General features: G+C 59.3%; 22 protein-coding genes. 9 read left to right on the top strand and 13 right to left on the bottom strand.

The window, feature by feature from the left end:
* Positions 1-114: 114 nt before the first annotated feature.
* The 7 genes from lpdA to sdhC form a co-directional block, all read right to left on the bottom strand.
* Entirely contained in the window at positions 115-1,551 is a 1,437-nt protein-coding gene (gene lpdA, locus CI807_RS16110) for a dihydrolipoyl dehydrogenase (protein WP_016979560.1), read from the bottom strand.
* A 99-nt stretch (positions 1,552-1,650) separates the two neighbouring features.
* Complete coding sequence (odhB, locus tag CI807_RS16105; protein ID WP_016979561.1) at positions 1,651-2,871, bottom strand: 2-oxoglutarate dehydrogenase complex dihydrolipoyllysine-residue succinyltransferase; 1,221 nt, start codon at positions 2,869-2,871, stop codon at positions 1,651-1,653.
* A 44-nt stretch (positions 2,872-2,915) separates the two neighbouring features.
* Positions 2,916-5,747, bottom strand: a complete 2,832-nt coding sequence (locus tag CI807_RS16100; protein ID WP_068935263.1) for a 2-oxoglutarate dehydrogenase E1 component — start codon at positions 5,745-5,747, stop codon at positions 2,916-2,918.
* Between the two features lie 262 nt (positions 5,748-6,009).
* Positions 6,010-6,714 (bottom strand): succinate dehydrogenase iron-sulfur subunit, encoded by a 705-nt coding sequence (locus CI807_RS16095; RefSeq protein WP_003172807.1) that lies wholly within the window; start codon positions 6,712-6,714, stop codon positions 6,010-6,012.
* Between the two features lie 11 nt (positions 6,715-6,725).
* Positions 6,726-8,498: a succinate dehydrogenase flavoprotein subunit gene (sdhA, locus tag CI807_RS16090; protein ID WP_016979563.1), complete on the bottom strand. Its 1,773-nt coding sequence runs from the start codon at positions 8,496-8,498 to the stop codon at positions 6,726-6,728.
* 3 nt (positions 8,499-8,501) lie between these two features.
* Positions 8,502-8,870, bottom strand: coding sequence for a succinate dehydrogenase, hydrophobic membrane anchor protein (gene sdhD, locus CI807_RS16085; RefSeq protein WP_016974690.1), 369 nt, complete (start codon positions 8,868-8,870; stop codon positions 8,502-8,504).
* Entirely contained in the window at positions 8,864-9,238 is a 375-nt protein-coding gene (gene sdhC, locus CI807_RS16080; protein ID WP_016979564.1) for a succinate dehydrogenase, cytochrome b556 subunit, read from the bottom strand. The genes sdhD and sdhC overlap by 7 nt, the downstream gene beginning before the upstream one ends.
* 364 nt (positions 9,239-9,602) lie before the next feature.
* Between sdhC and gltA the strand changes: the two genes are divergently transcribed.
* Positions 9,603-10,892, top strand: coding sequence for a citrate synthase (gltA, locus tag CI807_RS16075; RefSeq protein ID WP_016979565.1), 1,290 nt, complete (start codon positions 9,603-9,605; stop codon positions 10,890-10,892).
* A gap of 156 nt (positions 10,893-11,048) precedes the next feature.
* On the opposite strand, the gene CI807_RS16070 is transcribed toward gltA, so the two are convergent.
* The 3 genes from CI807_RS16070 to CI807_RS16060 all read right to left on the bottom strand — a co-directional run bounded on the left by CI807_RS16070 (position 11,049) and on the right by CI807_RS16060 (position 14,084).
* Positions 11,049-12,707, bottom strand: coding sequence for a cation acetate symporter (locus CI807_RS16070; RefSeq protein WP_028615711.1), 1,659 nt, complete (start codon positions 12,705-12,707; stop codon positions 11,049-11,051).
* Positions 12,704-13,015 (bottom strand): DUF485 domain-containing protein, encoded by a 312-nt coding sequence (locus CI807_RS16065; RefSeq protein WP_016972153.1) that lies wholly within the window; start codon positions 13,013-13,015, stop codon positions 12,704-12,706. Before CI807_RS16065 ends, CI807_RS16070 begins: the two co-directional genes overlap by 4 nt.
* A 217-nt stretch (positions 13,016-13,232) precedes the next feature.
* Positions 13,233-14,084, bottom strand: coding sequence for a glycine betaine ABC transporter substrate-binding protein (locus CI807_RS16060; protein WP_025857941.1), 852 nt, complete (start codon positions 14,082-14,084; stop codon positions 13,233-13,235).
* Between the two features lie 332 nt (positions 14,085-14,416).
* Here CI807_RS16060 and CI807_RS16055 point away from each other — a divergent pair, with 332 nt between their 5' ends.
* Positions 14,417-15,970: a glycosyl hydrolase family 17 protein gene (locus CI807_RS16055; protein ID WP_095015320.1), complete on the top strand. Its 1,554-nt coding sequence runs from the start codon at positions 14,417-14,419 to the stop codon at positions 15,968-15,970.
* A gap of 91 nt (positions 15,971-16,061) precedes the next feature.
* On the opposite strand, the gene CI807_RS16050 is transcribed toward CI807_RS16055, so the two are convergent.
* Positions 16,062-16,430 carry a hypothetical protein gene (locus CI807_RS16050; protein ID WP_095015319.1) on the bottom strand — a complete coding sequence of 123 codons (369 nt, stop codon included), beginning with the start codon at positions 16,428-16,430 and terminating at the stop codon, positions 16,062-16,064.
* Positions 16,431-16,667: 237 nt separating this feature from the next.
* Here CI807_RS16050 and CI807_RS16045 point away from each other — a divergent pair, with 237 nt between their 5' ends.
* Together CI807_RS16045 and CI807_RS16040 are read left to right on the top strand one after the other, a co-directional pair.
* The gene (locus tag CI807_RS16045; protein WP_095015318.1) at positions 16,668-17,966 is read left to right on the top strand and encodes a serine/threonine protein kinase; all 1,299 of its coding nucleotides are present in this window, start codon (positions 16,668-16,670) and stop codon (positions 17,964-17,966) included.
* Positions 17,959-18,747, top strand: coding sequence for a VacJ family lipoprotein (locus tag CI807_RS16040; protein WP_016979571.1), 789 nt, complete (start codon positions 17,959-17,961; stop codon positions 18,745-18,747). Before CI807_RS16045 ends, CI807_RS16040 begins: the two co-directional genes overlap by 8 nt.
* 52 nt (positions 18,748-18,799) lie before the next feature.
* Here CI807_RS16040 and CI807_RS16035 read toward each other — a convergent pair whose 3' ends face one another.
* Positions 18,800-19,714: a DUF808 domain-containing protein gene (locus CI807_RS16035; RefSeq protein ID WP_095015317.1), complete on the bottom strand. Its 915-nt coding sequence runs from the start codon at positions 19,712-19,714 to the stop codon at positions 18,800-18,802.
* Between the two features lie 134 nt (positions 19,715-19,848).
* On the opposite strand from CI807_RS16035, the gene CI807_RS16030 reads away from it, so the two are divergent.
* Positions 19,849-20,454, top strand: coding sequence for a TetR/AcrR family transcriptional regulator (locus CI807_RS16030; RefSeq protein ID WP_095015316.1), 606 nt, complete (start codon positions 19,849-19,851; stop codon positions 20,452-20,454).
* 181 nt (positions 20,455-20,635) lie between these two features.
* The gene (locus CI807_RS16025) at positions 20,636-21,094 is read left to right on the top strand and encodes a transposase (protein WP_095015315.1); all 459 of its coding nucleotides are present in this window, start codon (positions 20,636-20,638) and stop codon (positions 21,092-21,094) included.
* Positions 21,095-21,235: 141 nt separating this feature from the next.
* On the opposite strand, the gene CI807_RS16020 is transcribed toward CI807_RS16025, so the two are convergent.
* Positions 21,236-21,676, bottom strand: coding sequence for a heme-binding protein (locus CI807_RS16020; RefSeq protein WP_044286883.1), 441 nt, complete (start codon positions 21,674-21,676; stop codon positions 21,236-21,238).
* Positions 21,677-21,932: 256 nt separating this feature from the next.
* On the opposite strand from CI807_RS16020, the gene gcl reads away from it, so the two are divergent.
* Genes gcl through CI807_RS16005 form a run of 3 tightly spaced genes read left to right on the top strand, consistent with a single transcriptional unit; the run spans position 21,933 to position 25,409 of the window.
* Positions 21,933-23,708 (top strand): glyoxylate carboligase, encoded by a 1,776-nt coding sequence (gcl, locus tag CI807_RS16015; RefSeq protein WP_095015314.1) that lies wholly within the window; start codon positions 21,933-21,935, stop codon positions 23,706-23,708.
* Positions 23,709-23,718: 10 nt separating this feature from the next.
* Complete coding sequence (gene hyi, locus CI807_RS16010; RefSeq protein WP_095015313.1) at positions 23,719-24,501, top strand: hydroxypyruvate isomerase; 783 nt, start codon at positions 23,719-23,721, stop codon at positions 24,499-24,501.
* Between the two features lie 17 nt (positions 24,502-24,518).
* Positions 24,519-25,409, top strand: a complete 891-nt coding sequence (locus tag CI807_RS16005) for a 2-hydroxy-3-oxopropionate reductase (RefSeq protein WP_033897622.1) — start codon at positions 24,519-24,521, stop codon at positions 25,407-25,409.
* The last annotated feature ends 55 nt before the right edge of the window (positions 25,410-25,464 follow it).

Below are 25,464 nucleotides of genomic sequence, written 5' to 3'. Positions count from 1 at the left end.
CGGGGCTCAAGGCCCGTAAAGCTGCGCAAGACTGCGTCCAGCGGATATTCCGCGGTGAGTCTTGCGCGCAAGGCTCACGACGGGCAACTCCGCCGTGGTTTCTTATTATCTCGCTTAGCGCTTCTTGCGGTTGGCGATGTGGATGGCGCCGCCATTCACAGCCAACGCTGCTTCGTGCAACGCTTCGGACAGGGTCGGATGGGAGAAGACCATCATGCCCAGGTCTTCGGCACTGGTGCCGAATTCCATACCGATCGCGCCTTGCTGAACCAGTTCTGCAGCGCTTGGGCCAATCACGTGGACGCCCAATACGCGGTCAGTCTTGGCATCAGCGATGACTTTGACAAAACCACCGGTGTCGTTGGCTGCCATGGCACGGCCAGAAGCGGCAAACGGGAAGGTGCCGACGTTAACTTCAACGCCTTCAGCTTTCAACTGCTGTTCGTTCTTGCCGACCCATGCAATTTCCGGGTGGGTGTAGATAACCGATGGGATCAGGTCGTAGTTCATCTGGGTTTTGTGGCCCTTGATGCGCTCGACAACCATGATGCCTTCTTCGGAAGCCTTGTGCGCCAGCATCATGCCACGCACCACGTCGCCGATGGCGTAGACGCCAGGCACGGTGGTCGCGCAGTGATCGTCAACGTGCACGTAGCCGCGCTCGTCGAGGGTCACGCCGCTGTCAGCTGCCAGCAGGTCGGTGGTCACTGGGCGGCGACCCACGGCTACGATCAGCTTGTCGAAAGTGATGGTTTTTTCGCCATCCTTGTCGGTGTAGTTGACGACAACTTCTTCACCGTTGACTTTCGAACCGGTCACGCGAGCGCCCAGCTTGATGTCCAGACCTTGTTTGGTCAGGGTTTTCAGCGCTTCTTTGGATACTGCGGTGTCGGCAGCCAGCAGGAAAGTGTCCAGAGCTTCCAGCACAGTCACTTCGGAACCCAGGCGGGACCATACCGAACCCAGTTCCAGGCCGATCACGCCAGCGCCGATCACGCCAAGGCGCTTAGGCACTGCCTGGAATTCCAGGGCGCCAGTCGAATCAACAATCACGTTCTGGTCAACTGGAGCAGGCGGGATGTCGATTGGACGCGAACCTGGGGCCAGGATCACGTTCTCGGCTTCGATGATTTCGGTCGAGCCGTCTGGCTTGGTGATTTCAACTTTCTTGCCAGCCAGCAGCTTGCCGTGGCCTTGCAGGGAAGTCACGCCGTTGGCCTTGAACAAGGTGGCAACGCCGGAAGTCAGGCCTTTAACGATGTTGGCTTTACGGCCGACCATTGCTGGCACGTCCATGGTAACGCCAGCATGGTTGATGCCGTGGATCGCGAAACCATCTTGGGCTTCGTGGAATTTCCAGGAGCTGTCCAGCAGCGCCTTGGAAGGAATGCAACCGACGTTCAGGCAAGTACCGCCCAGTGCCAGTTTGCCTTCCTTGTCGGTGTATTTTTCGATGCAAGCAGTCGAGAGGCCCAGTTGTGCGGCCTTGATGGCAGCAACGTAGCCGCCAGGACCTGCACCAATCACTACGACGTCAAATTTCTGTGTCATGAAAATAGATCCTCTATTTGCGACAAGCTTTTAGCCGCAAGCTGCAAGCCAAGCTGCTTTTTCTTACAGCTTGTAGCTCGCAACTTGCAGCTGCTTCAATCAGATATCCAGCAGCAGACGAGCCGGGTCTTCCAGCAGGTTCTTGATGGTCACCAGGAAAGTCACGGCTTCTTTACCATCGATCAGGCGGTGATCGTACGACAGCGCCAGGTACATCATCGGGCGGATCACGACTTGGCCGTTGATGGCCATCGGACGCTGGATGATGTTGTGCATGCCCAGGATTGCGGCTTGTGGCGGGTTGACGATCGGCGTCGACATCATCGAACCGAAGGTACCACCGTTGGTGATGGTGAAGGTACCGCCGGTCATCTCGTCGATGGTCAGCTTGCCGTCACGGGCTTTCTTGCCGAAGCCGGCGATGCCGCCTTCGATTTCAGCCAGGCTCATCAGCTCGGCGTTACGCAGTACCGGCACCACCAGGCCACGGTCGCTGGACACGGCTACGCCGACGTCTGCGTAGCCATGGTAAACGATGTCGCCGCCGTCGATGGAAGCGTTGACAGCCGGGAAGCGTTTCAGCGCTTCGGTGGCCGCTTTCACGAAGAAGGACATGAAGCCCAGGCGTACGCCGTTGTGGGACTTCTCGAACAGATCCTTGTACTTCGAACGCAGGGCCATGACTTCGGTCATGTCGACTTCGTTGAAGGTGGTCAGCATCGCCATGTTCGACTGTGCTTCAACCAGACGCTTGGCCACGGTGGCACGTACGCGGGTCATCGGTACACGCTTCTCGGTGCGGTCGCCAGCGGCGAACACTGGAGCAGCGGCAGCCGGGGCAGCAGCCTTGGCAGGTGCGGCAGCTGGAGCGTTTTTCTTGGCTTCAACAGCAGCAACCACATCTTCCTTGGTGATGCGACCGTCTTTGCCAGTGCCTTTGACGGACGCCAGGTTGATGCCGTTCTCTTCAGCCAGCTGACGGGCAGCCGGTGCAGCGATCGGGTCTTCAGCGCCAGCAGCCGGAGCGGCGGCAGGGGCAGCGGCGGCTGCCGGTGCAGCAGCAGGAGCAGCGGCAGCAGCACTGCCCTCTTCGATCGAGCCCAGTACCTGGTTCGACAGAACGGTAGCGCCTTCTTCAGCAACGATTGCGCCCAGCACGCCGTCAGCTTCGGCCAACACTTCCAGAACGACTTTGTCGGTCTCGATGTCAACGATCAGGTCGTCACGCTTTACAGCGTCGCCTGGTTTCTTGTGCCAAGTGGCAACGGTGCCATCGGCAACCGATTCCGGGAATGACGGGGCTTTGATTTCGATAGCCATTATCTGTGTGTCCTTAAAATTCGGTTTCAGTCAGCGCGAAGGCGTTAAACAGTGAAAGCATCTTGCAGCAGTTTTTCCTGCTGCTCGGCGTGCATCGACGCATAACCACATGCAGGTGCAGCAGAAGCATCGCGACCGGCGTACTCCAGGTTCAGCGCCTTGTTGTGGTTACCCATGCTGCGACGCAGGTGATGCTGGCTGCTGTACCACGCGCCCTGGTTCATCGGTTCTTCCTGGCACCACACCACGTTGGTGAGGTTGGTGTAAGGCGCGATGGCCTCCATCAGGTCGTCTTCCGGGAACGGGTAAAGCTGCTCGATACGCACGATGGCGATGTCTTCGCGGCCTTCGGCACGACGTTTTTCCAGCAGGTCGTAGTAGACCTTGCCGCTGCACAGGACCAGGCGAGTTACCTTGGCCGCATCCAGTGTGTCGATTTCCGGGATCACGGTCTGGAACGAACCATCCGCCAGATCTTCCAGGGTCGAGATGGCCAATTTATGACGCAGCAACGACTTCGGTGTCAGCACTACCAGCGGCTTGCGCAGCGGGCGGATCACCTGGCGACGCAGCAAGTGGTAGATCTGGGCCGGGGTAGTCGGCACGCACACCTGGATGTTGTGCTCGGCGCACAGCTGCAGGTAACGCTCCAGACGGGCCGAGGAGTGCTCAGGACCCTGACCTTCATAACCGTGTGGCAGCAGCATGGTCAGACCGCACAGGCGACCCCACTTGTGCTCGCCGCTGGTGATGAACTGGTCGATAACCACTTGGGCACCGTTGGCGAAGTCGCCGAACTGAGCTTCCCAGATCACCAGCGCGTTTGGCGTGGTGGTCGAGTAACCGTATTCGAACGCCAGAACCGCTTCTTCGGACAGGAACGAATCGTACAGGTCGAAACGTGGCTGGCCTTCGTACAGGTTCTGCAACGGGATGTAGGTGCCCGCGTCTTTCTGGTTGTGCAATACCGCGTGACGGTGCGAGAACGTACCACGGCCGATGTCTTGGCCGGTCATGCGGATCGGGTGACCTTCGAACGCCAGGGTTGCGTACGCCATGGTTTCGGCGTAACCCCAGTTGATCGGCAGGCCGCCGGCTTGCATCTTCTGACGGTCTTCGTAGATCTTCGCCACTTGGCGCTGAACCACGAAGCCTTCCGGGATTTCCAGCAGCTTGGCGGACAATTCCTGCAAGGTCTTCAGATCGAACGACGTATCGTGACGCGCAGTCCAGGCATGGCCCAGGTACGGACGCCAGTCCACGAACAGCTCTTTGTTCGGCTCTTTAACCAGGCTTTTCACTACGTGCAGACCGTTGTCCAGCGCGTTGCGGTATTCATCGACCTTGGCCTGAACACGCGCGTCGTCAACCACACCGGCCTTGGTCAGGCTTTCGGCGTACAGCTCGCGGGTGGTGCGCTGCTTGGTGATTTGCTGGTACATCAACGGCTGGGTGCCGCTAGGCTCATCCGCTTCGTTGTGACCGCGACGACGGTAGCAGACCAGGTCGATCACCACGTCACGCTTGAACTGCATGCGGTAGTCAATGGCCAACTGGGTCACGAACAGCACGGCTTCCGGATCATCGCCATTCACATGGAGGATCGGCGCCTGGATCATCTTGGCAACGTCGGTCGCGTACTCGGTGGAGCGCGCATCCAGCGGGTTGCTGATGGTGAAGCCAACTTGGTTGTTGATAACGATGTGAACGGTACCGCCCGTCTTGAAGCCGCGGGTCTGCGACATCTGGAACGTTTCCAGGACCACGCCTTGACCGGCGAATGCCGCGTCACCGTGGATGGAAATTGGCAGGACTTTTTCACCGGTGGTGTCGTTACGACGATCCTGGCGAGCACGGACCGAACCCTCGACCACTGGAGAAACGATTTCCAGGTGGGATGGGTTGAAGGCCATGGCCAGGTGAACTTCACCGCCGGTGGTCATCACGTTGGACGAGAAGCCCTGGTGGTATTTAACGTCACCGGAACCCAGCTCGACCTTCTTCTTGCCTTCGAACTCGTCGAACAGCTCACGCGGGTTCTTGCCGAAGGTGTTGACCAACACGTTCAGGCGACCACGGTGGGCCATGCCGATCACGATTTCCTTGGTGCCGTAGGAACCGGAACGCTGGATCAGCTCGTCGAGCATCGGGATCAGGCTTTCGCCGCCTTCCAGGCCGAAACGCTTGGTGCCCGGGTATTTGGTACCCAGGTATTTTTCCAGGCCTTCGGCAGCGGTTACGCGCTCAAGCAGATGGCTGCGTACGTCGGCGGACAGCACCGGACGACCACGCACACCTTCCAGGCGATGCTGGAACCAGTGGCGTTGCTCGGAATCGGTGATGTGCGTGAACTCAGCGCCGATGGTGCGGCAATATGTCTGCTGCAACGCTTCGTGAATTTCGCGTAGGCTCGCTTCCTCTTTGCCGATGAACAGGTCGCCGGCACGGAAGGTCGTATCAAGATCGGCATTGGTCAAGCCGTAATGATTGATCGACAGGTCAGCAGGTGCAGGACGCTGCCAGAGCCCCAGCGGGTCAAGCTGGGCCGCCTGGTGGCCGCGCATCCGGTAGGCCTGGATCAGTCGCAATACTTCAACTTGCTTCTTCTCGTGCTCACTGCTCACGCTGCCGGCGGAAACCGGTTGGGCGCGGCGCTGGTTCTTTGCCAGCAGCACAAACTGATCGCGAATTGTGGCGTGCGATACATCGGTGGCAGCGTTGCCGTCTGAAGACAACGTCTGAAATTTGGTGCGCCATTCTTCTGGCACAGCGTTAGGGTCGTGCAGGTAGAGCTCATAAAGCTCTTCCACATAGGCAGCGTTACCACCTGAAAGATAGCCGCTGTTCCACATGCGCTGCATCACGCTTTCTTGCATGCTTGGTCACCCTCGATTTGGGGACACCACCGGCGAAAACACCGAGTTTGCTTGCAAAAGGCCAAGTGCAGCGACCAAAACAAGCCACTTAGGATCACGCTGATAGTTCGGGTACCAACCCGAATGCCCCTGCTTGTCTCATTTCTTCAAAATAAGAGCCGCGGCTTTGTAAGTCGCTGCTCAAGTTAAAACTACGGCGCCGGTTGAAGCCTGCGCCGTAGCATTTACGGGCACAACGGTCCTGCCTTTACTACAACGTCAGTTACACGCCGCTCTGCAGCAGCATGTTACGGATGTGACCAATGGCCTTAGTCGGGTTCAGGCCTTTGGGACATACGTTGACGCAGTTCATGATCCCGCGGCAGCGGAATACGCTGAACGGGTCATCCAGCGAAGCCAGACGCTCGGACGTCTTGGTGTCACGGCTGTCTGCCAGGAAGCGGTACGCTTGCAGCAGGGCAGCTGGACCCAGGAACTTGTCCGGGTTCCACCAGAAGGACGGGCAAGAGGTCGAGCAGCAAGCGCACAGGATGCACTCGTACAGACCGTCGAGCTTCTCGCGCTCTTCCGGGGACTGCAGACGCTCGATGGCCGGAGCCGGCGTGTCGTTCTGCAGGAACGGCTTAACTTTCTCGTATTGCTTGTAGAAGATGCTCATATCGACGACCAGGTCACGGATAACCGGCAAACCTGGCAGGGGACGAACGATCAGCTTGTTGCCTTTGACCACGGCGGACAGCGGCGTGATGCACGCCAGGCCGTTTTTGCCGTTGATGTTCATGCCGTCGGAACCGCACACACCTTCACGGCAAGAGCGACGATAGGAGAAACCTTCGTCCTGCTCTTTGATCAGTGCCAATACATCCAGCACCATCAGGTCTTTACCACCGGTATCGACCTGGAATTCCTGCATGAACGGCGCAGCGTCCTGATCAGGGTTGTAACGATAAACACTGACTTTCAACATGGCAGCCACCCTTAGTAAGTCCGAATCTTCGGTTCAAACGTCGGAACCGTCTTCGGCGAGAAGTTCACGGCACGCTTGGTTACGCGCTTGTCACCCGGGAAGTACAGGGTGTGGCACAACCAGTTTTCGTCGTCGCGGTCTTCAAAGTCTTCACGGGCGTGGGCGCCACGGGATTCTTTACGAACCTCGGCAGCGATTGCGGTCGCTTCAGCGACTTCCAGCAGGTTTTGCAGCTCAAGGGCTTCGATACGAGCGGTGTTGAACGCCTGGCTCTTATCGTTGATCTTGACGTTGGCGATGCGCTTGCGCAGATCAGCCAGCTGGGCGATGCCCTTCTGCATGTATTCGCCGGTACGGAATACACCGAAGTAGTTCTGCATGCAGCTTTGCAGCTCGCGACGCAGGGTCGCCACGTCTTCGCCATCAGTGCGCTCGTTCAGAGCGTTCAGACGAGCCAGGGCAGCTTCGATGTTGGCGTCGGTGGCGTCATCGTATTCGATGCCGTCGGTCAGCGCTTTTTCCAGGTGCAGGCCGGCAGCACGGCCGAAGACCACCAGGTCGAGCAGCGAGTTGCCGCCCAGGCGGTTGGCACCGTGTACCGATACGCAAGCCACTTCGCCTACGGCGAACAGACCGTGGATGATTTCGTCCTGGCCTTCGGCGTTCTGAGTGATCGCCTGGCCGTGGATGTTGGTCGGCACGCCGCCCATCATATAGTGGCAAGTCGGAACAACCGGCACCGGAGCAACCACCGGGTCAACGTGAGCAAAGGTCTTGGACAGCTCGCAGATACCTGGCAGACGGCTGTGCAGTACTTCTTCGCCGAGGTGATCGAGCTTGAGCAGCACGTGGTCACCATTCGGGCCACAGCCGTTACCGGCAATGATCTCTTTAACCATCGAACGAGCCACAACGTCACGACCCGCCAGGTCTTTCGCGTTAGGAGCGTAACGCTCCATGAAACGCTCGCCGTGCTTGTTGATCAGGTAACCACCTTCACCACGGCAACCTTCTGTAACCAGCACGCCGGCGCCGGCGATACCGGTCGGGTGGAACTGCCACATTTCGATGTCTTGTACCGGTACGCCAGCACGCAGTGCCATGCCGACGCCGTCACCGGTGTTGATCAGGGCATTGGTGGTGGAAGCGTAGATACGACCTGCACCGCCCGTCGCCAGCACGGTAGCCTTGGCGCGGATGTAGGTGGTTTCACCGGTTTCGATGCAGATAGCGATCACACCGACGAATTCGCCCTGGGCGTTTTTCACCAGGTCGACAGCGTAGTACTCGTTCAGGAACGTGGTACCGGCTTTCAGGTTGCCCTGATAAAGGGTGTGCAGCAGCGCGTGACCGGTACGGTCGGAAGCGGCGCAGGTACGGGCAGCCTGCCCGCCTTTACCGTAATCCTTCGACTGACCGCCGAACGGACGCTGGTAGATGCGGCCTTGCTCGGTACGCGAGAACGGCAGACCCATGTGGTCCAGCTCGAACACCGCGGCAGGGCCTTCCTGACACATATATTCGATAGCGTCCTGGTCACCGATGTAGTCAGAACCCTTGACGGTATCGTACATGTGCCAGCGCCAGTCATCGTTCGGGTCGGCGGAGGCGATGGCGCAGGTGATGCCACCCTGGGCCGATACGGTGTGGGAACGGGTCGGGAATACCTTGGTGATCACGGCAGTCTTGTGACCGCCCTGGGCCAGCTGCAGCGCAGCGCGCATGCCAGCACCGCCGCCACCAATGATGATGGCGTCGAATGAAATAGTTGGAATGTTAGCCATGAATCAGATACCCCAAAGAATCTGCACACCCCAGACGAAGTAAGCGAACATCGCGACGCCGCAGACTGCCTGGAAGAGGAAACGTACTGCTGTCGCGGACTTGCCCAGCGCCATCGGCGTCAGGTAGTCGGTCGCGATGGTCCACATGCCAACCCAGGCGTGTGCGCCCAGGGCTACAAGGGCCAACAGACTGAAGATTCGCATCGCATTGTGGGAAAACAGGCCATGCCATTGCTCATAGCTGATGCCTGGATTTGCGACGAGGTATCCGATCAGGAAAATGAAATAAGCCGCGAGAACGACCGCAGACACACGCTGTGCCATCCAGTCATAGAGGCCCGAACGCGAAAGGTTCGTAACGCTGGTTACCATATCCAAACTCCTGCCAGAACGATCAGCACCACGGAAATGGCGATGATGATTTTCGAGCCCAGGCGGCCGCCTTCCAGCGTCTCACCGATACCCGCATCCATGATCAAGTGGCGCACACCGGCAACCAGGTGATACAGCAGAGCGGACAGGAGGCCCCATGCTACGAACTTGGCCAGCGGGCTGGTCAAGCATGCCTTCACCTCGGCGTATCCTTCCTCGGAACCCAGGGATTTGCTCAATGCATAAAGCATGATGCCCAAGCCCAGGAACAGGATGATGCCGGAAACACGGTGCAGGAACGACGTAACGCCGGTGATGGGGAGTTTGATGGTCCTTAGGTCTAGGTTTACAGGTCGTTGGCTATTCACGGCTTTTTTTCACACTGAAGAGCCCCTAACAATCAGGGCAAAGTTGTTGGGGAGTGCACTGGTCAGGTAAGCACCACCCAGGGAGTGCGACCCCCAATGAAAGCAAGCCCAAAAGCCCTTGGCGGTCGGTGGCCGAGTATAGACAGTTAGGTTACTAATGACAACGCGCACTCCTCACCCTAATAGCGGATTGCGCTGGGGGAATAAAAGGCGTAAATGGCAGGCAATTTCGAGGAAAAAGTACGGTTAAAGCCTTCTGCTGCAAGACTTTAGGCAAATTGACATCTGGATTTATATCAATATAGTGGTGCGGGCCCTGCGTGGGGGGTCTGTCTGATGATTTGAAGCATAAATAGGAGGCCACATGGCTGACAAAAAAGCGCAGTTGATCATCGAGGGCGCAGCCCCCGTCGAGCTGCCCATTTTAACCGGCACCGTTGGTCCCGATGTTATCGACGTACGGGGCCTGACGGCCACGGGCCGTTTCACATTCGACCCAGGCTTCATGTCGACCGCCTCTTGCGAGTCGAAGATCACCTACATCGACGGTGATAATGGCATTTTGCTGCATCGCGGCTACCCGATCGAGCAACTGGCTGAGAAATCGGACTACCTGGAAACCTGCTACCTGCTGCTAAATGGCGAATTGCCAACAGCCGAGCAGAAAGCCCAGTTCGTCAGCACCGTGAAGAACCACACCATGGTTCACGAGCAGTTGAAGACCTTCTTCAACGGCTTCCGTCGCGACGCCCACCCGATGGCCGTCATGTGCGGTGTGGTTGGCGCCCTGTCGGCCTTCTATCACGACTCCCTCGACATCAATAACCCGCAGCATCGCGAAATCTCCGCGATCCGTCTGGTTGCCAAGATGCCGACCCTGGCCGCAATGGTTTACAAGTACTCCATGGGCCAGCCCATGATGTACCCGCGCAACGACCTGACGTACGCGGAAAACTTCCTGCACATGATGTTCAACACGCCGTGCGAGATCAAACCGATCAGCCCGACACTGGCCAAGGCGATGGACCGGATCTTCATCCTCCACGCCGACCACGAACAGAACGCGTCGACCTCTACCGTGCGCCTGGCCGGCTCTTCGGGTGCCAACCCGTTCGCCTGCATCGCCGCCGGTATCGCCGCACTGTGGGGCCCTGCCCACGGCGGTGCGAACGAAGCCGTATTGACCATGCTCGATGAAATCGGCGATGTCTCGAACATCGACAAGTTCATCGCCAAGGCCAAGGACAAGAACGATCCGTTCAAGTTGATGGGCTTCGGTCACCGGGTCTACAAGAACCGCGACCCGCGCGCCACCGTGATGAAGCAGACCTGCGACGAAGTGTTGAAGGAACTGGGCATCAAGAACGATCCGCAACTCGAACTGGCCATGCGCCTGGAAGAGATCGCCCTGACGGACCCGTACTTCATCGAACGCTCGCTGTACCCGAACGTCGACTTCTACTCGGGGATCATCCTCAAGGCGATCGGCATTCCAACCAGCATGTTCACCGTGATCTTCGCCCTGGCGCGGACCGTGGGCTGGATCTCCCACTGGAAAGAAATGCTCTCCAGCCCGTACAAGATTGGCCGCCCGCGCCAGCTGTACACCGGCTACGAGTCGCGTGACATCACCAAGCTGGAAGATCGCAAGTAAGCCTCGCTTAGTTGCACTGAAAACGGCCTCCCTTAGTGGAGGCCGTTTTTATTTGTGCAGGATTTGAGAAACAGTTTTGTCAGATCAATCTCTAATTTATAGACAAAAAAATACCCCGGCCTTTCGACCGGGGTATTTTCCTATCCAGCTATAACCTTAGTGAGAAACCGCCCCACTCGACCCCAGGCCAGTCTGCGAACGCACAAACTGCGGGAAGTACAGCGCACGCTCTTTCTCTGCCGCCGCCGACTTGTCGGTGATGGAGAAGAACCAGATGCCGACGAACGCAATGATCATCGAGAACAGCGCCGGATACTCATAAGGGAAGATGGCTTTTTCATGGTGCAGGATCGAGACCCAGATGGTCGGGCCCAGCACCATCAGGCCAACGGCACTGATCAAGCCCAGCCAGCCGCCAATCATCGCGCCACGGGTGGTGAGGTTTTTCCAGTACATGGAAAGCAGCAGCACCGGGAAGTTACAGCTGGCGGCAATGGAGAACGCCAGGCCAACCATGAACGCGATGTTCTGGCTTTCGAACAGGATACCCAGGCCAATCGCCAACACGCCCAACGCAACAGTGGTGATCTTCGAAACGCGAATCTCATCCTTGTCGTTGGCCTTGCCTTTCTTGATCACGCTGGCGTACAGGTCATGGGACACCGCCGACGCACCAGCCAGGGTCAAGCCGGCAACCACCGCGAGGATGGTGGCGAAGGCCACGGCCGAGATGAAGCCTAGGAAGATACTGCCACCCACCGCGTTGGCCAGGTGCACCGCCGCCATGTTGTTGCCGCCCAGCAAGGCGCCTGCCGCGTCCTTGAACGCCGGGTTGGTGCTGACCAGCAGGATCGCGCCAAAGCCGATGATGAAGGTCAGGATGTAGAAGTAACCGATGAAACCGGTGGCATAGAACACGCTCTTGCGCGCTTCTTTCGCGTCGCTGACGGTAAAGAAGCGCATCAGGATGTGTGGCAGGCCAGCCGTACCGAACATCAGCGCAAGCCCGAGGGAGAACGCGGAGATCGGGTCTTTCACCAAGCCGCCGGGGCTCATGATCGCCTCACCTTTAGGGTGAACCTTGATCGCCTCGGAGAACAGGGCATTGAAGTCGAAGTTGACGTGCTTCATCACCATCAGTGCCATGAACGAGGCACCCGACAGCAACAGCACCGCCTTGATGATCTGTACCCAGGTGGTCGCCAGCATGCCGCCGAACAGTACATACATCACCATCAAGATACCGACCAGGATCACCGCAACGTGGTAGTCCAGGCCGAACAGCAGCTGAATCAGCTTGCCCGCACCGACCATCTGCGCGATCAGGTAGAACGCCACCACCACCAGCGAGCCACAGGCCGACAGGCTGCGAATCTGGGTCTGGCCCAGGCGATAGGACGCCACGTCGGCAAAGGTGTACTTGCCCAGGTTACGCAGGCGCTCGGCGATCAGGAACAGAATGATCGGCCAGCCCACCAGGAAGCCGATCGAGTAGATCAGGCCGTCATAACCAGAGGTGTAGACCAGCGCGGAAATCCCCAGGAAGGACGCCGCCGACATGTAGTCACCGGCAATCGCCAGGCCGTTCTGGAAACCGGTGATCTTGCCGCCGGCCGCATAGTAGTCGGCCGCCGATTTGTTGCGCTTGGAGGCCCAGTAGGTGATGCACAGGGTCGCGCCGACAAACGCGACGAACATCACGATGGCCGAAACGTTCAGGGGTTGCTTGTGCACTTCACCGGTCAATGCGTCAGCCGCCCAAACGGCCGGAGCAAAGAGCGAAGCGCCGAATATTGCCAGTAGACGCCGGATCATTGCGCAGCCTCCTTGAGAATCGCATTGTTCAGGTCGTCAAACTCGCCATTGGCCCGGCGCACATAGATGCCGGTCAGGATGAAGGCGGACACAATCAGCCCGACGCCCAGGGGAATGCCCCAGGTAATCGACGAACCGGGGCTGAGCTTGGCCCCCAGTACTTGTGGCCCGTAGGCGATCAACAGGATGAAAGCGGAGTAAAGCCCTAGCATGATCGCCGAGAGAATCCAGGCGAACCTTTCCCTTTTTCTCACCAGCTCCTTGAAACGCGGGCTGTTTTGAATCGAGAGGTAAATGCTGTCGTTCATTGTTTTTATCCTCGCAGCACAGCTTTTTTATTATTGGAACGTATCCACTGTATGCGGCTGCGGAAAGGGTTCCAGACGACCTTAGTATTAGAACGACATCGGGGTTGTCGCCAGTTTTGCACTGATCGAATTGACAGCCTTTGGACCGCAAATGACAAAGCCCGCCTGACGAAAACGCCAGGCAGGCTTGCAAGGTACTATTTAGACGCTTCGGGGGTTATTTACCGGTCCACTCGGCGACACGCTCAGGGTGCTTGGCGACCCAATCCTTGGCGGCGGCATCAGGCTTGGCGCCTTCTTGAATCGCCAGCATGACTTCGCCGATTTCGTCCTTGGAGGCCCACTGGAATTTCTTCAGGAAGGCTGCGACTTCCGGGGCTTTCTTCTCCAGGCCCTTGCTGCCGATGCTGTTGACGGTTTCAGCAGCACCATAAATCCCTTTTGGGTCGTCCAGGAAACGCAGTTTCCACTTGGCGAACATCCAGTGTGGCACCCAACCGGTGACCGCAATGGATTCCTGTTTGTCTTCGGCACGGGTCAACTCGGCGATCATCGCCGCGCCCGAACTGGCTTGCAGCTTGTAATCGAGGCCGTATTGCTTGATGGCTTCGTCGGTCTTGAGCATCACGCCAGAACCGGCGTCGATGCCGACGATCTTGTTCTTGAAGGTGGTGTCGGTCTTGAGGTCTTCGATGGACTTGGCTTTGACATATTCCGGCACGATCAGGCCGATCTTCGCGTCCTTGAAGTTGGGGCCGTAGTCGACCACCTTGTCCTTGTTCTTGGCCCAGTATTCACCGTGGGTGACCGGCAGCCAGGCGGAGAGCATGGCGTCGAGCTTGCCGGTGGCTACGCCCTGCCACATGATCCCGGTGGCAACGGCTTGCAGTTTCACGTCATAACCGAGCTTGGCCTTGATCACCTCTGCCGCCACGTGGGTGGTGGCCACGCTGTCGGACCAGCCGTCCACATAGCCGATGCTCAGGGTCTTGCTGTCGGCGCTGGCCAGTGTGGAGCTCATCGCAACTACCAGAGTGGCAGCTGCGCCCAAGAGTCGTCGCATCTTCATAGTACTTCCCCGAAAGTGCTGCGCCCGGCGGATGCCGAGCGACGTCAACCTGTTGTTATGTGGTGCACCGCGCCCCCTTCACGCGCATCGATCCGGTTGCAGTGACATCAGTGGAGTGCTGACACTTCGATCATCAACCTGCCGGGGCCTTCGACCTGCTCTGTCAGCGACCTCATACAAGCAGGAAACGACATCACATAGCCAGTAGGACGCTTTGTAGGACTTGACGTCAAAATCCCGCCCGAACTTTGCATGTCAAAATTATGCAGCCCCACTGGGACGGGGCAAATCCGGTTAAGATGCGCGCCTTTGCTCCTACAGTTAAGCCGACCATGCCCGCGACTGCCCGCTTCCCCGCCCTGCCCTATTTTTTCGCCTTGATCCTCGGCCTGCTGGCCCTGATCGGTTACTGGTATGGCCTCGGCCGGCCGGTGGTATTGCCCGACGTCGCCAGTGCCACGCACAAGATGCAGTGCGCGTCCTATACCCCTTTCGATAAAGACCAATCGCCGTTCGACCAGCCATTCACGCTGCGTCCGGAGCGCATGGACGCTGACCTCGCCCTGCTGGCGACCCGCTTCGAGTGCATCCGCACCTATTCCATGACCGGCCTGGAAGCCCTGCCGGACATGGCGCGCAAGCACGGGCTGAAGGTGATGGCCGGCGCCTGGGTAAGCAGTGACCCGGTGGCGACCGAAAAGGAGATCAACGAATTGATCGCCTCGGCCAACGCCCACCCGGATGTGGTGACGTCGGTGATCGTCGGCAACGAAGCGCTGCTGCGCAAGGAAGTCACCGCCACACAGCTGGTAAAGCTGATCCAGACCGTCAAAAGCCAGATCAAGCAGCCGGTAACCTACGCGGACGTATGGGAGTTCTGGCTGCAACACCCGGAAATCGCCCCGGCAGTGGATTTCCTCACCATCCACTTGCTGCCGTACTGGGAAGATGACCCGTCCGGCATCGACCAGGCCCTCAAGCACGTGGGCGATGTGCGCCAGACCTTCGGTAACAAGTTTGCCCCCAAGGACATCCTGATCGGTGAAACCGGCTGGCCAAGCGAAGGCCGCCAGCGCGAAACCGCCGTGCCGAGCCGGGTCAATGAGGCCAAATTCATGCGTGGTTTTGTGGCCATGGCTGAGGCCAATGGCTGGCACTACAACCTGATCGAAGCCTTTGACCAGCCGTGGAAGCGTGCCAGTGAAGGCGCCGTAGGGGGTTACTGGGGCCTGTTCGATGCGGATCGCCAGGACAAGGGCATCCTCGCCGGGCCGGTGACCAATGTGCCGTACTGGCCGCTGTGGTTGGGCGTCGGCGGGATTATCCTGCTGGGCACACTGGCATTGGGTGGTCGCGTACGCAGCACGCGTGCCGCGCTTGCCCTGCCATTGTTGGGCGCCGTTGCAGCCTGCTCCATTGGCACCTGGGCCGAGCTGACCCGCGTGACGGCGCGCTTCAATGATGAATGGGTGTGGGCTGGCTTGCTGCTGGTGTTGAACCTGCTGGTGCTGGCCCATGCGGCCTTGGCCTTGAGCGCAAGGGAGGGTTGGCGTGAGCGGGCGTTCAACTGGCTGGAGCAACGCGCAGGCTGGCTGGTGGCGATTGCCGGATTTGCGGGGGCGGTGATGATGCTGGCGTTGGTGTTCGATCCGCGCTACCGCAGCTTCCCGAGCGCGGCGCTGGTGTTGCCGGCGCTGGTGTACGTGATACGTCCGGTGACGGGACCGCGTCGGGAGATTGCGCTGCTGGCCTTTATCATCGGTGCGGGCATTGCGCCGCAGTTGTACCGTGAAGGTCTGCTGAATCAGCAGGCGTGGGGTTGGGCGGTGATTAGTGCATTATTGGTCATGGCTTTGTGGCGCTGCCTGCGCCAGCGCAAAATCTAACTGTAGGAGCCGGCTTGCCAGCGATGAGGCCTTTGAAATCACATGTGATCTCAGGGGCGCCATCGCTGGCAAGCCGGCTCCTACAGGTGGGTCACATGCCTTTAGGCTTACGCACCAACCGCAACCCCGCAATCACCACCGCAAACACCGCAAACGTGGTGTTGTACAACGCCAGTGCCGGCAACCCGAACACCATCCCCAGCACCGCCAGCCCCCACCCCGCCCGTCCCGGCACGAAAAATGCCAACACCGACGTAATCAGCGCCGCCCAGCCCAGCACCTTGAAGTGAATCATCAACCCCAGGTTCGAACGCAACTGGCATTCCCAGCGGCTGGCCTCATCCGCGCAGATGCCCACCCACTGGCCATCTTCCATAAAGCCATAGCGCGCGCCATAACTGGCGGCCAGCCACAGCGGCAGGGCGATAAGCAGCAGTATCAACGGCAAACGACGGGACATTGGGGCACTCCGATAGGCAAAAACGGCGCTCAGCTTAATGCGCCAGTGGGCGTTAGCAAGGTGCATACACACAATTAATGTTTACCCACACGTGTCAAAGTGTATCGTCTGGCTACTATTACCCCGATTCCGACGTTATTTTCCGACTTTTCGTGCCGCGTGATGGCACTTCGGCGATAGGGCGGCGGTCATAGCCTGCGAACTTCATTAAGCACGTTTCCTCTTAGGGATTAAGTCATGCTCCGTTCCTTGCGCTGTGCTGCCCTGCTGGGCAGCCTTTTTCTGAGTGCGTCAGCACTGGCCGTCGACATTGACCAAGCCAGCTATGGCTACCCTTTGACCAACCCGTTTGAAGCGACCATCGCCACCACCCCGCCTGATCTTCGGCCCAAATTGCCGAGCGATGACGAGATCAATCAGTCCGATTACACCCTGAACATGCGCCCCGAGCGCGAATTCAGCCTGCCGGACAACTTTTGGGCGGTGAAGAAACTCACCTACCGCATCGCCAAGCAGGATCGCGCCGCGCCGCTGATCTTCCTGATCGCGGGCACCGGTGCGCGCTTCGACAGCAGCATCAACGAATACCTGAAAAAGCTGTATTACCAGGCCGGCTACCACGTGGTGCAACTGTCGTCGCCCACCAGCTTCGACTTCATCAGCGCCGCCTCGCGCTTCGCCACGCCGGGCATCACCCAGGAAGACGCCGAAGACATGTACCGCGTGATGCAGGCCGTGCGCGCGCAGAACGCCTCGCTGCCAGTGACTGACTTCTACCTCACCGGCTACAGCCTCGGCGCCCTAGATGCGGCGTTTGTCAGCAAACTCGACGAAACCCGCCGCAGCTTCAACTTCAAGAAAGTCTTGCTGCTCAACCCGCCGGTCAACCTCTACACCTCGATCACCAACCTCGACAAGCTGGTGCAGACCGAGGTGAAGGGCATCAACAACACCACCACCTTCTACGAGCTGGTACTGAACAAACTGACCCGCTACTTCCAGCAAAAGGGCTACATCGACCTCAACGACGCCCTGCTCTACGACTTCCAGCAATCCAAGCAGCACCTGAGCAACGAACAGATGGCCATGCTGATCGGCACCTCGTTCCGCTTCTCGGCGGCCGACATCGCCTTCACCTCGGACCTGATCAACCGCCGCGGCCTGATCATCCCGCCCAAATACCCGATCACTGAAGGCACCAGCCTCACGCCGTTCCTCAAGCGTGCGCTGCAATGCGACTTCGATTGTTACCTCACCGAACAGGTGATCCCGATGTGGCGAGCCCGCTCCGACGGCGGCAGCCTGTTGCAACTGATCGACCAGGTCAGCCTGTACGCCCTCAAGGACTACCTGCACACCAGCCCGAAAATCGCCGTGATGCACAACGCCGACGACGTGATCCTCGGCCCGGGCGACCTCGGTTTCCTGCGTAGAACCTTCGGCGATCGCTTGACCGTCTACCCGCTGGGCGGCCATTGCGGCAACCTCAATTACCGCGTCAACGCCGACGCCATGCTGGAGTTTTTCCGTGGCTAAATATCTTCTGCTGCTTGCCGCCCTGATGTGCGCAGGCGTGGCCAATGCCGACAACAGCAAGGCCCACGAGCCAGTCAAAGTCGATTCCGATGGCTTCAAGGAACCGCTGACCAAACTCAAGTTCAACCCAGGCCTGGACCAGCGCGAGTTCGAACGTTCATCGCTCACCGCGCTCAACGTGTATGACCCGTTGGAGTCGTGGAACCGTCGCGTGTACCACTTCAACTACCGCTTCGACCAATGGGTGTTCCTGCCGGTGGTCGACGGTTACCGCTACGTCACCCCGAGTTTCCTGCGCACCGGCGTGAGCAACTTCTTCAACAACCTGGGTGACGTGCCCAACCTGTTGAACAGCCTGCTGCAGCTCAAGGGGCATCGCTCCCTGGAAACCACCGGCCGCCTGCTGGTCAACACCACTATCGGGATCGCCGGCCTGTGGGACCCCGCCACCGCCATGGGCCTGCCGCGCCAGAGCGAAGACTTTGGCCAGACCCTGGGCTTCTACGGCGTGCCTGGCGGCGCGTACCTGGTACTGCCGATCTTCGGCCCATCGAACCTGCGCGACACCACCGGCCTGATCGTCGACTACGGCGCAGAAACCCAGATCAACTTCCTCAACGTGTCCGAAGTCAGCTCCAACCATCCGGAAATCTGGGCATTGCGCGCAGTGGACAAGCGTTATCAGACCAGCTTCCGGTATGGCCAGATGAACTCGCCGTTCGAGTACGAGAAGGTGCGCTACATCTATACGGAATCGCGAAAGCTGCAGATTGCCGAGTAAACGCCCACAAAAAAGGCCATTCGATTGAATGGCCTTTTTTATTGTCGCGCGATCAAGCCTTAGCAGTTTTCCAGAGCTTGCCCACCCCGCTGACCACCGCCAACACCACTGCCCCGGCAATGATCCCCGCCACGCCATTGAGCAGCGTCGGCACCAACCACGCCACCCCGCCTGCGCCCTGGCTGACCGTCTCGATCCAGTGATGCACCACCGGCACGCCATGGGTGAGAATCCCGCCGCCCACCAGGAACATCGCCGCCGTACCGATCACCGACAGACTCTTCATCATGTACGGCGCCGCACGCAGGATGGCGCCACCAACGCTGCGTGCCGCCTGGCCAGGCTTCTGAGTAAGCCACAGGCCCAGGTCATCCAGCTTGACGATGCCGGCCACCAAGCCATACACGCCCACGGTCATGACAATGGCAATGCCGGACAGCACGATCACCTGCTGCATCAAAGGCGCATCGGCCACGGTGCCGAGGGTGATGGCGATGATTTCGGCGGAGAGGATGAAATCGGTACGGATGGCGCCTTTGATCTTGTCCTTTTCGAAGGCCACCAGGTCGGTGGCCGGGTCCGCAACCGCCTCCACCAACTGCGTATGTTGCGCCTGGTCTTCGTCTTTGCTGTGCAGGAACTTGTGCGCCAGCTTCTCGAACCCTTCGAAACACAGGTAGGCACCGCCGAGCATCAACAACGGCGTCACCGCCCAGGGTGCAAACGCACTGATCAACAACGCGGCCGGCACCAGGATCAACTTGTTGACGAAGGAGCCCTTGGCCACCGCCCATACCACGGGAATTTCCCGCTCCGCACGCACGCCGGAAACCTGCTGGGCATTGAGCGCCAGGTCATCACCCAGCACGCCGGCGGTCTTCTTTGCCGCCATTTTGGTCATCAGGGCAACGTCATCGAGTACTGCGGCGATATCGTCGATCAACACCAACAAGCTGCTTCCTGCCATGAATCGGGCTTCCGTAAGAGTGGGATGACGCGAGCATAGCGCGGCGCAAGGCCCTGCGGGCAGATTGTTGAGGCTCGCAGATGGCCGGTGCTACCATGCGCAACCGCCAGTCTTGGCAAGGAAACTCCAGGTTTATGAGCACCATTCGCGAGCGCAACAAAGAAAAGATCCTGCGGGCGGCCAGCGAGGAGTTTGCCGACAAGGGCTTCGCCGCGACCAAAACCAGCGACATCGCCGCCAAGGCCGGGCTGCCCAAGCCCAATGTCTATTACTACTTCAAGTCCAAGGACAACCTCTACCGCGAGGTGCTCGAGAGCATTATCGAGCCGATCCTGGCCGCTTCCACGCCGTTCAATCCAGACGGCGAACCCGCGGTGGTACTGAGCAACTACATCCGCTCGAAAATCCGCATCTCCCGCGACCTGCCGTTTGCCTCCAAGGTCTTTGCCAGCGAAATCATGCACGGCGCCCCGCACCTCAGCGCCGACCAGGTCGAACAGCTCAACGCCCAGGCCAAGCACAACATCGCCTGCATCCAGGACTGGGTGGATCGCGGCCTGATCGCGGCGATTGATCCCAATCACTTGATGTTCAGTATCTGGGCGGCGACGCAGACGTATGCGGATTTCGACTGGCAGATCTCGGCGGTGACCGGGAAGGCCAAGCTGGATGAGGCAGATTATGAGGCGGCGGCGCAGACCATCATCCGGCTGGTGCTCAAGGGCTGTGAGCCGGACTGAGGAAATGTGGTGCCTGTGGAGTCTGCGCCAGACATAAATTGTCAAAACACTGAAGATCCCCCGTGGGAGCGGGCTTGCTCGCGAAAGCGCCCTCCCAGACACATCCTGCCAAAAGCCTGCCAATCAGTATCAGCCATCGAGATCTAGCCTCTCAGGACACCATCTAAAGAGAGGCCAAGGAATGCCTGATCTAGCCAACTCACACCGCCTGCGTATCGGGCGGTTCAGCGAACCCAATCGCATCTATCTGATCACCACCAATACTCACGAACGTGTGCCGATATTCAGTGACTTTTACCTGGGTCGGCTGGTGGTTTGGCAATTCAGACTTGCTCACTACCAAGAACTGGCAAACTCGCTGGCCTGGGTGGTAATGCCAGATCACTTTCACTGGTTGGTCGAGTTACAAAAAGGATCACTGGGCGACTTGATGTGCCAAGTAAAATCCAAAAGCACCCGAAGCGTAAACGGTGCTTCTGGTCGCAAAGGCAGGCTTTGGCAAACCAGCTTTCATGACCGCGCGCTGCGCAAGGAAGATGATCTGGTGAAGATGGCCCGGTATGTGGTGGCCAATCCTCTGCGGGCGGGGCTGGTGAAGCGGATTGGCGACTATCCGCTGTGGGATGCAGTTTGGTTGTAGGGGCGAGACCGAGTTGCCCCCTTCGCGAGCAAGCCCGCTCCCACATTGGACCGCATTCTCATGCTGGAACTCGATCAAGTGTGGGAGCGGCGGTTCGACGCTTAGACTTGCTCCCGAAGGGGCCAGAAAAATCAGCAAAAACTAGGCAGACACACCCGCATCCGCCATCAACCCCACCCCTTCGATCGCCGTAATCGCACACTGCTCATCAATATCCGACGTATCCCCGCTGATCCCGATCGCTCCCAGCACCACGCCCTCCTGACTCCGAATCAACACGCCTCCCGGCGCGGGCACCACGCTGCCCTGCCCCAAACTGTTCAACGCCGCAATAAACGCCGGCCGTTGCTGCGCGTCCAGCGCCAGCAGGCGCGAGCCCTTGCCCAAGGCAATCGCGCCCCAGGCCTTGCCGATGGCGATTTGCGGGCGCAGCAGGCTGGCGCCGTCTTCGCGCTGCAGGGTGACCAGATGGCCGCCGCTGTCGAGCACGGCGATGGTCAGCGGTGCAGCGGAGATGGTGCGCCCTGCACTGAGGGCCTGGCTGGCCAGTTGGGTGGCGAGTTTCAAGGTTAAAGCGCTCATGGTGCCGTCCTTCTTTTGTTATTGGGAAAGCGGTGGAGGTCTGAATGATCAGATGCTCGATCAAACAAATAGAACACAATGACTTTTATTTTTGTATACAATATTTTCGCACAAAGGCTCCATACGTCGAAAAAAGCCGTTCCGACGAACGCAAAGGCCAGTTTATAAAATGCATTGACCTACGCCGCTCGCCGTGAATACACTTTGACCAGACACCACTTGTATACAATTACAAAACGCAAGAGGCACCAATATCATGAGCAAAATGAGAGCAATCGAAGCCGCCGTCCTGGTGATGCGTCGCGAAGGTGTGGACACCGCCTTCGGTATCCCAGGCGCCGCGATCAACCCGCTGTATTCGGCCTTGCAGAAAGTGGGTGGCATCGATCACGTCCTTGCTCGCCACGTTGAAGGCGCCTCCCACATGGCCGAGGGTTACACCCGCACCAAGGCCGGCAATATCGGCGTGTGCATCGGCACTTCGGGCCCGGCGGGCACGGACATGGTCACCGGCCTGTACAGCGCCTCGGCCGACTCGATCCCGATCCTGTGCATCACCGGTCAAGCGCCCCGCGCCCGGATGCACAAGGAAGACTTCCAGGCCGTCGACATCACCAGCATCGTCAAGCCGGTGACCAAGTGGGCGACCACCGTGCTGGAGCCAGGCCAAGTGCCGTACGCCTTCCAGAAAGCCTTCTATGAAATGCGCTCCGGCCGCCCAGGCCCGGTGTTGATCGACCTGCCGTTCGACGTGCAGATGGCCGAGATCGAATTCGACATCGACGCCTACCAACCCCTGCCCCTGGCCAAGCCACTGGCCACCCGCGTGCAGGTGGAAAAAGCCCTGGCGCTGCTCGACCAGGCCGAGCGCCCACTGTTGGTGAGCGGCGGCGGTGTGATCAATGCCGACGCCAGCGAGCTGCTGGTTGAATTCGCTGAACTGACCGGCATCCCGGTGATTCCGACCCTGATGGGCTGGGGCACCATCCCGGACGATCACCCACAGATGGTCGGCATGGTCGGTCTGCAGACATGCCACCGTTATGGCAACGCAACGATGCTCAAGTCGGACGTGGTGCTGGGCATCGGTAACCGTTGGGCCAACCGTCATACCGGCTCGGTCGAGGTCTACACCGAAGGCCGCAAATTCATCCACGTCGACATCGAACCGACCCAGATTGGCCGCGTCTTCACCCCGGACCTGGGCATCGTGTCCGACGCCGGTTCCGCCCTGACGATGTTCATTGAAGTGGCCCGCGAGTGGAAAGCCGCTGGCAAGCTCAAGGACCGCAGCGCCTGGCTCAATGACTGCCAGCAGCGCAAAGCCACCCTGCACCGCAAGACTCACTTCGACAACGTGCCGGTCAAGCCACAGCGCGTGTATGAAGAAATGAACCAGGTGTTCGGCAAAGACACCTGCTACGTCAGCACCATCGGCCTGTCGCAGATTGCCGGCGCGCAGTTCCTGCATGTGTACAAGCCACGCCATTGGATCAACTGCGGCCAGGCCGGCCCGTTGGGTTGGACCATCCCCGCCGCCCTCGGCGTGGTCAAGGCTGACCCGAGCCGCAAAGTGGTGGCGCTGTCCGGCGACTACGACTTCCAGTTCATGATCGAAGAACTGGCGGTGGGCGCACAGTTCAAGCTGCCGTACATCCACGTGGTGGTGAACAACTCCTACCTCGGCCTGATCCGCCAGGCCCAGCGCGGGTTTGAAATGGACTACTGCGTGCAGCTGTCCTTCGACAACCTCAACGCCCCGGAACTCAACGGCTATGGCGTAGACCACGTGGCCGTCGCCGAAGGCCTGGGTTGCAAGGCCTTGCGTGTGTTCGAGCCGAGCCAGATCGCGCCGGCCCTGCGCCGCGCCGAGGAAATGATCGAAGAATTCAAGGTGCCGGTGATCGTTGAGATTATTCTGGAGCGCGTGACCAATATTTCCATGGGCACCGAGATCAACGCCGTCAACGAATTCGAAGATCTGGCCTTGGTCGGCAACGATGCGCCGACTGCCATTTCCCTGCTCGATTAAGGAGAACCTTATGCCGCGTTTCGCCGCCAACCTGTCCATGCTGTTTACCGAACAGGACTTTCTTGCCCGTTTCAAAGCGGCCGCCGACGCTGGCTTCCAAGGCGTCGAGTACCTGTTCCCCTATGAATTCAGCTCTGCCGAAATCAAGGCGCAACTCGACGCCCACGGCCTGACCCAGGTGCTGTTCAACCTGCCGGCCGGTGACTGGGCCAAGGGCGAACGCGGCCTGGCCTGTCACCCGGACCGGGTCGAAGAATTCCGTGCCGGGGTCAAGCTGGCCATCGCCTACGCCCAGGTACTGGGCAATACCCAGATCAACTGCCTGGCGGGCATCCGGCCACACGGCGTTGACGACGAAACCCTGGAAAAAACCTTCGTCGCCAACCTCAAGTACGCCGCTGAAAAACTGCAAGCAGTGGGCATCAAGCTGGTGATGGAAGCGATCAACACCCGCGACATCCCAGGCTTCTACCTGAACAACACGGCGCAAGCCCTGTCGATTCGCGAACAGGTGGGCAGCGCCAACCTGTTCCTGCAGTACGACATCTACCACATGCAAATCATGGAAGGCGACCTGGCCCGCACCATGGCCGCGCACCTGGGTGAGATCAACCACATCCAGCTGGCGGACAACCCAGGGCGCAACGAGCCGGGCACCGGTGAGATCAACTACCGCTTCCTGTTCGAACATTTGGACCGCATCGGTTACGCGGGTTGGGTCGGCTGTGAGTACAAGCCGTTGACCACCACCGAGGCGGGTTTGGGTTGGTTGAAGACCCACAACGCCATCTAATAAAAGAGGATTTTTTCATGGCTAAAATCGGATTTATCGGCACCGGCATCATGGGCCAACCCATGGCCGCGAACCTGCAGAAAGCAGGTCACCAACTGTTCCTCTCCGAGCACCATGGCAAGGCGCCGCAAGCGCTGATCGACGCAGGCGCCGTGGCCCTGGCCAACCCGCAGCAAGTGGCGCAGGAAGCCGAGTTCATCATCGTGATGGTGCCGGACACCCCGCAGGTCGACGACGTATTGTTCCGCAAAGACGGCGTCGCGGCCGGCCTATCACCGAACAAGGTGGTGATCGACATGAGTTCGATCTCCCCCACCGCCACCAAGGCGTTCGCCGCGAAGATCAACGAGACCGGCGCGCAGTACCTGGATGCCCCGGTGTCCGGTGGTGAAGTCGGCGCCAAGGCCGGCACCCTGAGCATCATGATCGGTGGCGAGCCGCAGACCTTCGAACGCGCACTGCCGCTGTTCCAGGCCATGGGCAAGAACATCACGTTGGTGGGCGGCAATGGCGATGGCCAGACCGCCAAGGTCGCCAACCAGATCATCGTCGCGCTGAACATCCAGGCGGTGGCCGAAGCGCTGTTATTCGCCTCCAAGAACGGCGCCGACCCGGCCAAGGTGCGTGAAGCTCTGATGGGTGGGTTTGCTTCGTCGAAAATCCTCGAAGTGCATGGCGAGCGCATGATCAAGGGCACTTTTGACCCGGGCTTCCGCATCAACCTGCACCAGAAGGACCTCAACCTGGCGCTGGCCGGTGCCAAGGAACTGGGGATCAACCTGCCGAACACCGCCGGTACACAGCAGGTGTTCAGTACGTGCACCGCGATTGGCGGCGGCAACTGGGACCACTCGGCGCTGATCAAAGGCCTGGAGCATATGGCGAATTTCTCCATTCGCGAGAAGTAATACACGCCGCTCCTACCTTTGAAATGCGGTCGAATGTGGGAGCGGGCTTGCTCGC

This window comes from Pseudomonas sp. NS1(2017) (genome assembly GCF_002269425.1).
In the GTDB taxonomy this organism is placed as follows: Bacteria; Pseudomonadota; Gammaproteobacteria; order Pseudomonadales; family Pseudomonadaceae; genus Aquipseudomonas; species Aquipseudomonas reactans.
Note: the sequence above shows the minus strand (reverse complement) of the source record. Positions and strands in the feature narration are given on the sequence as shown.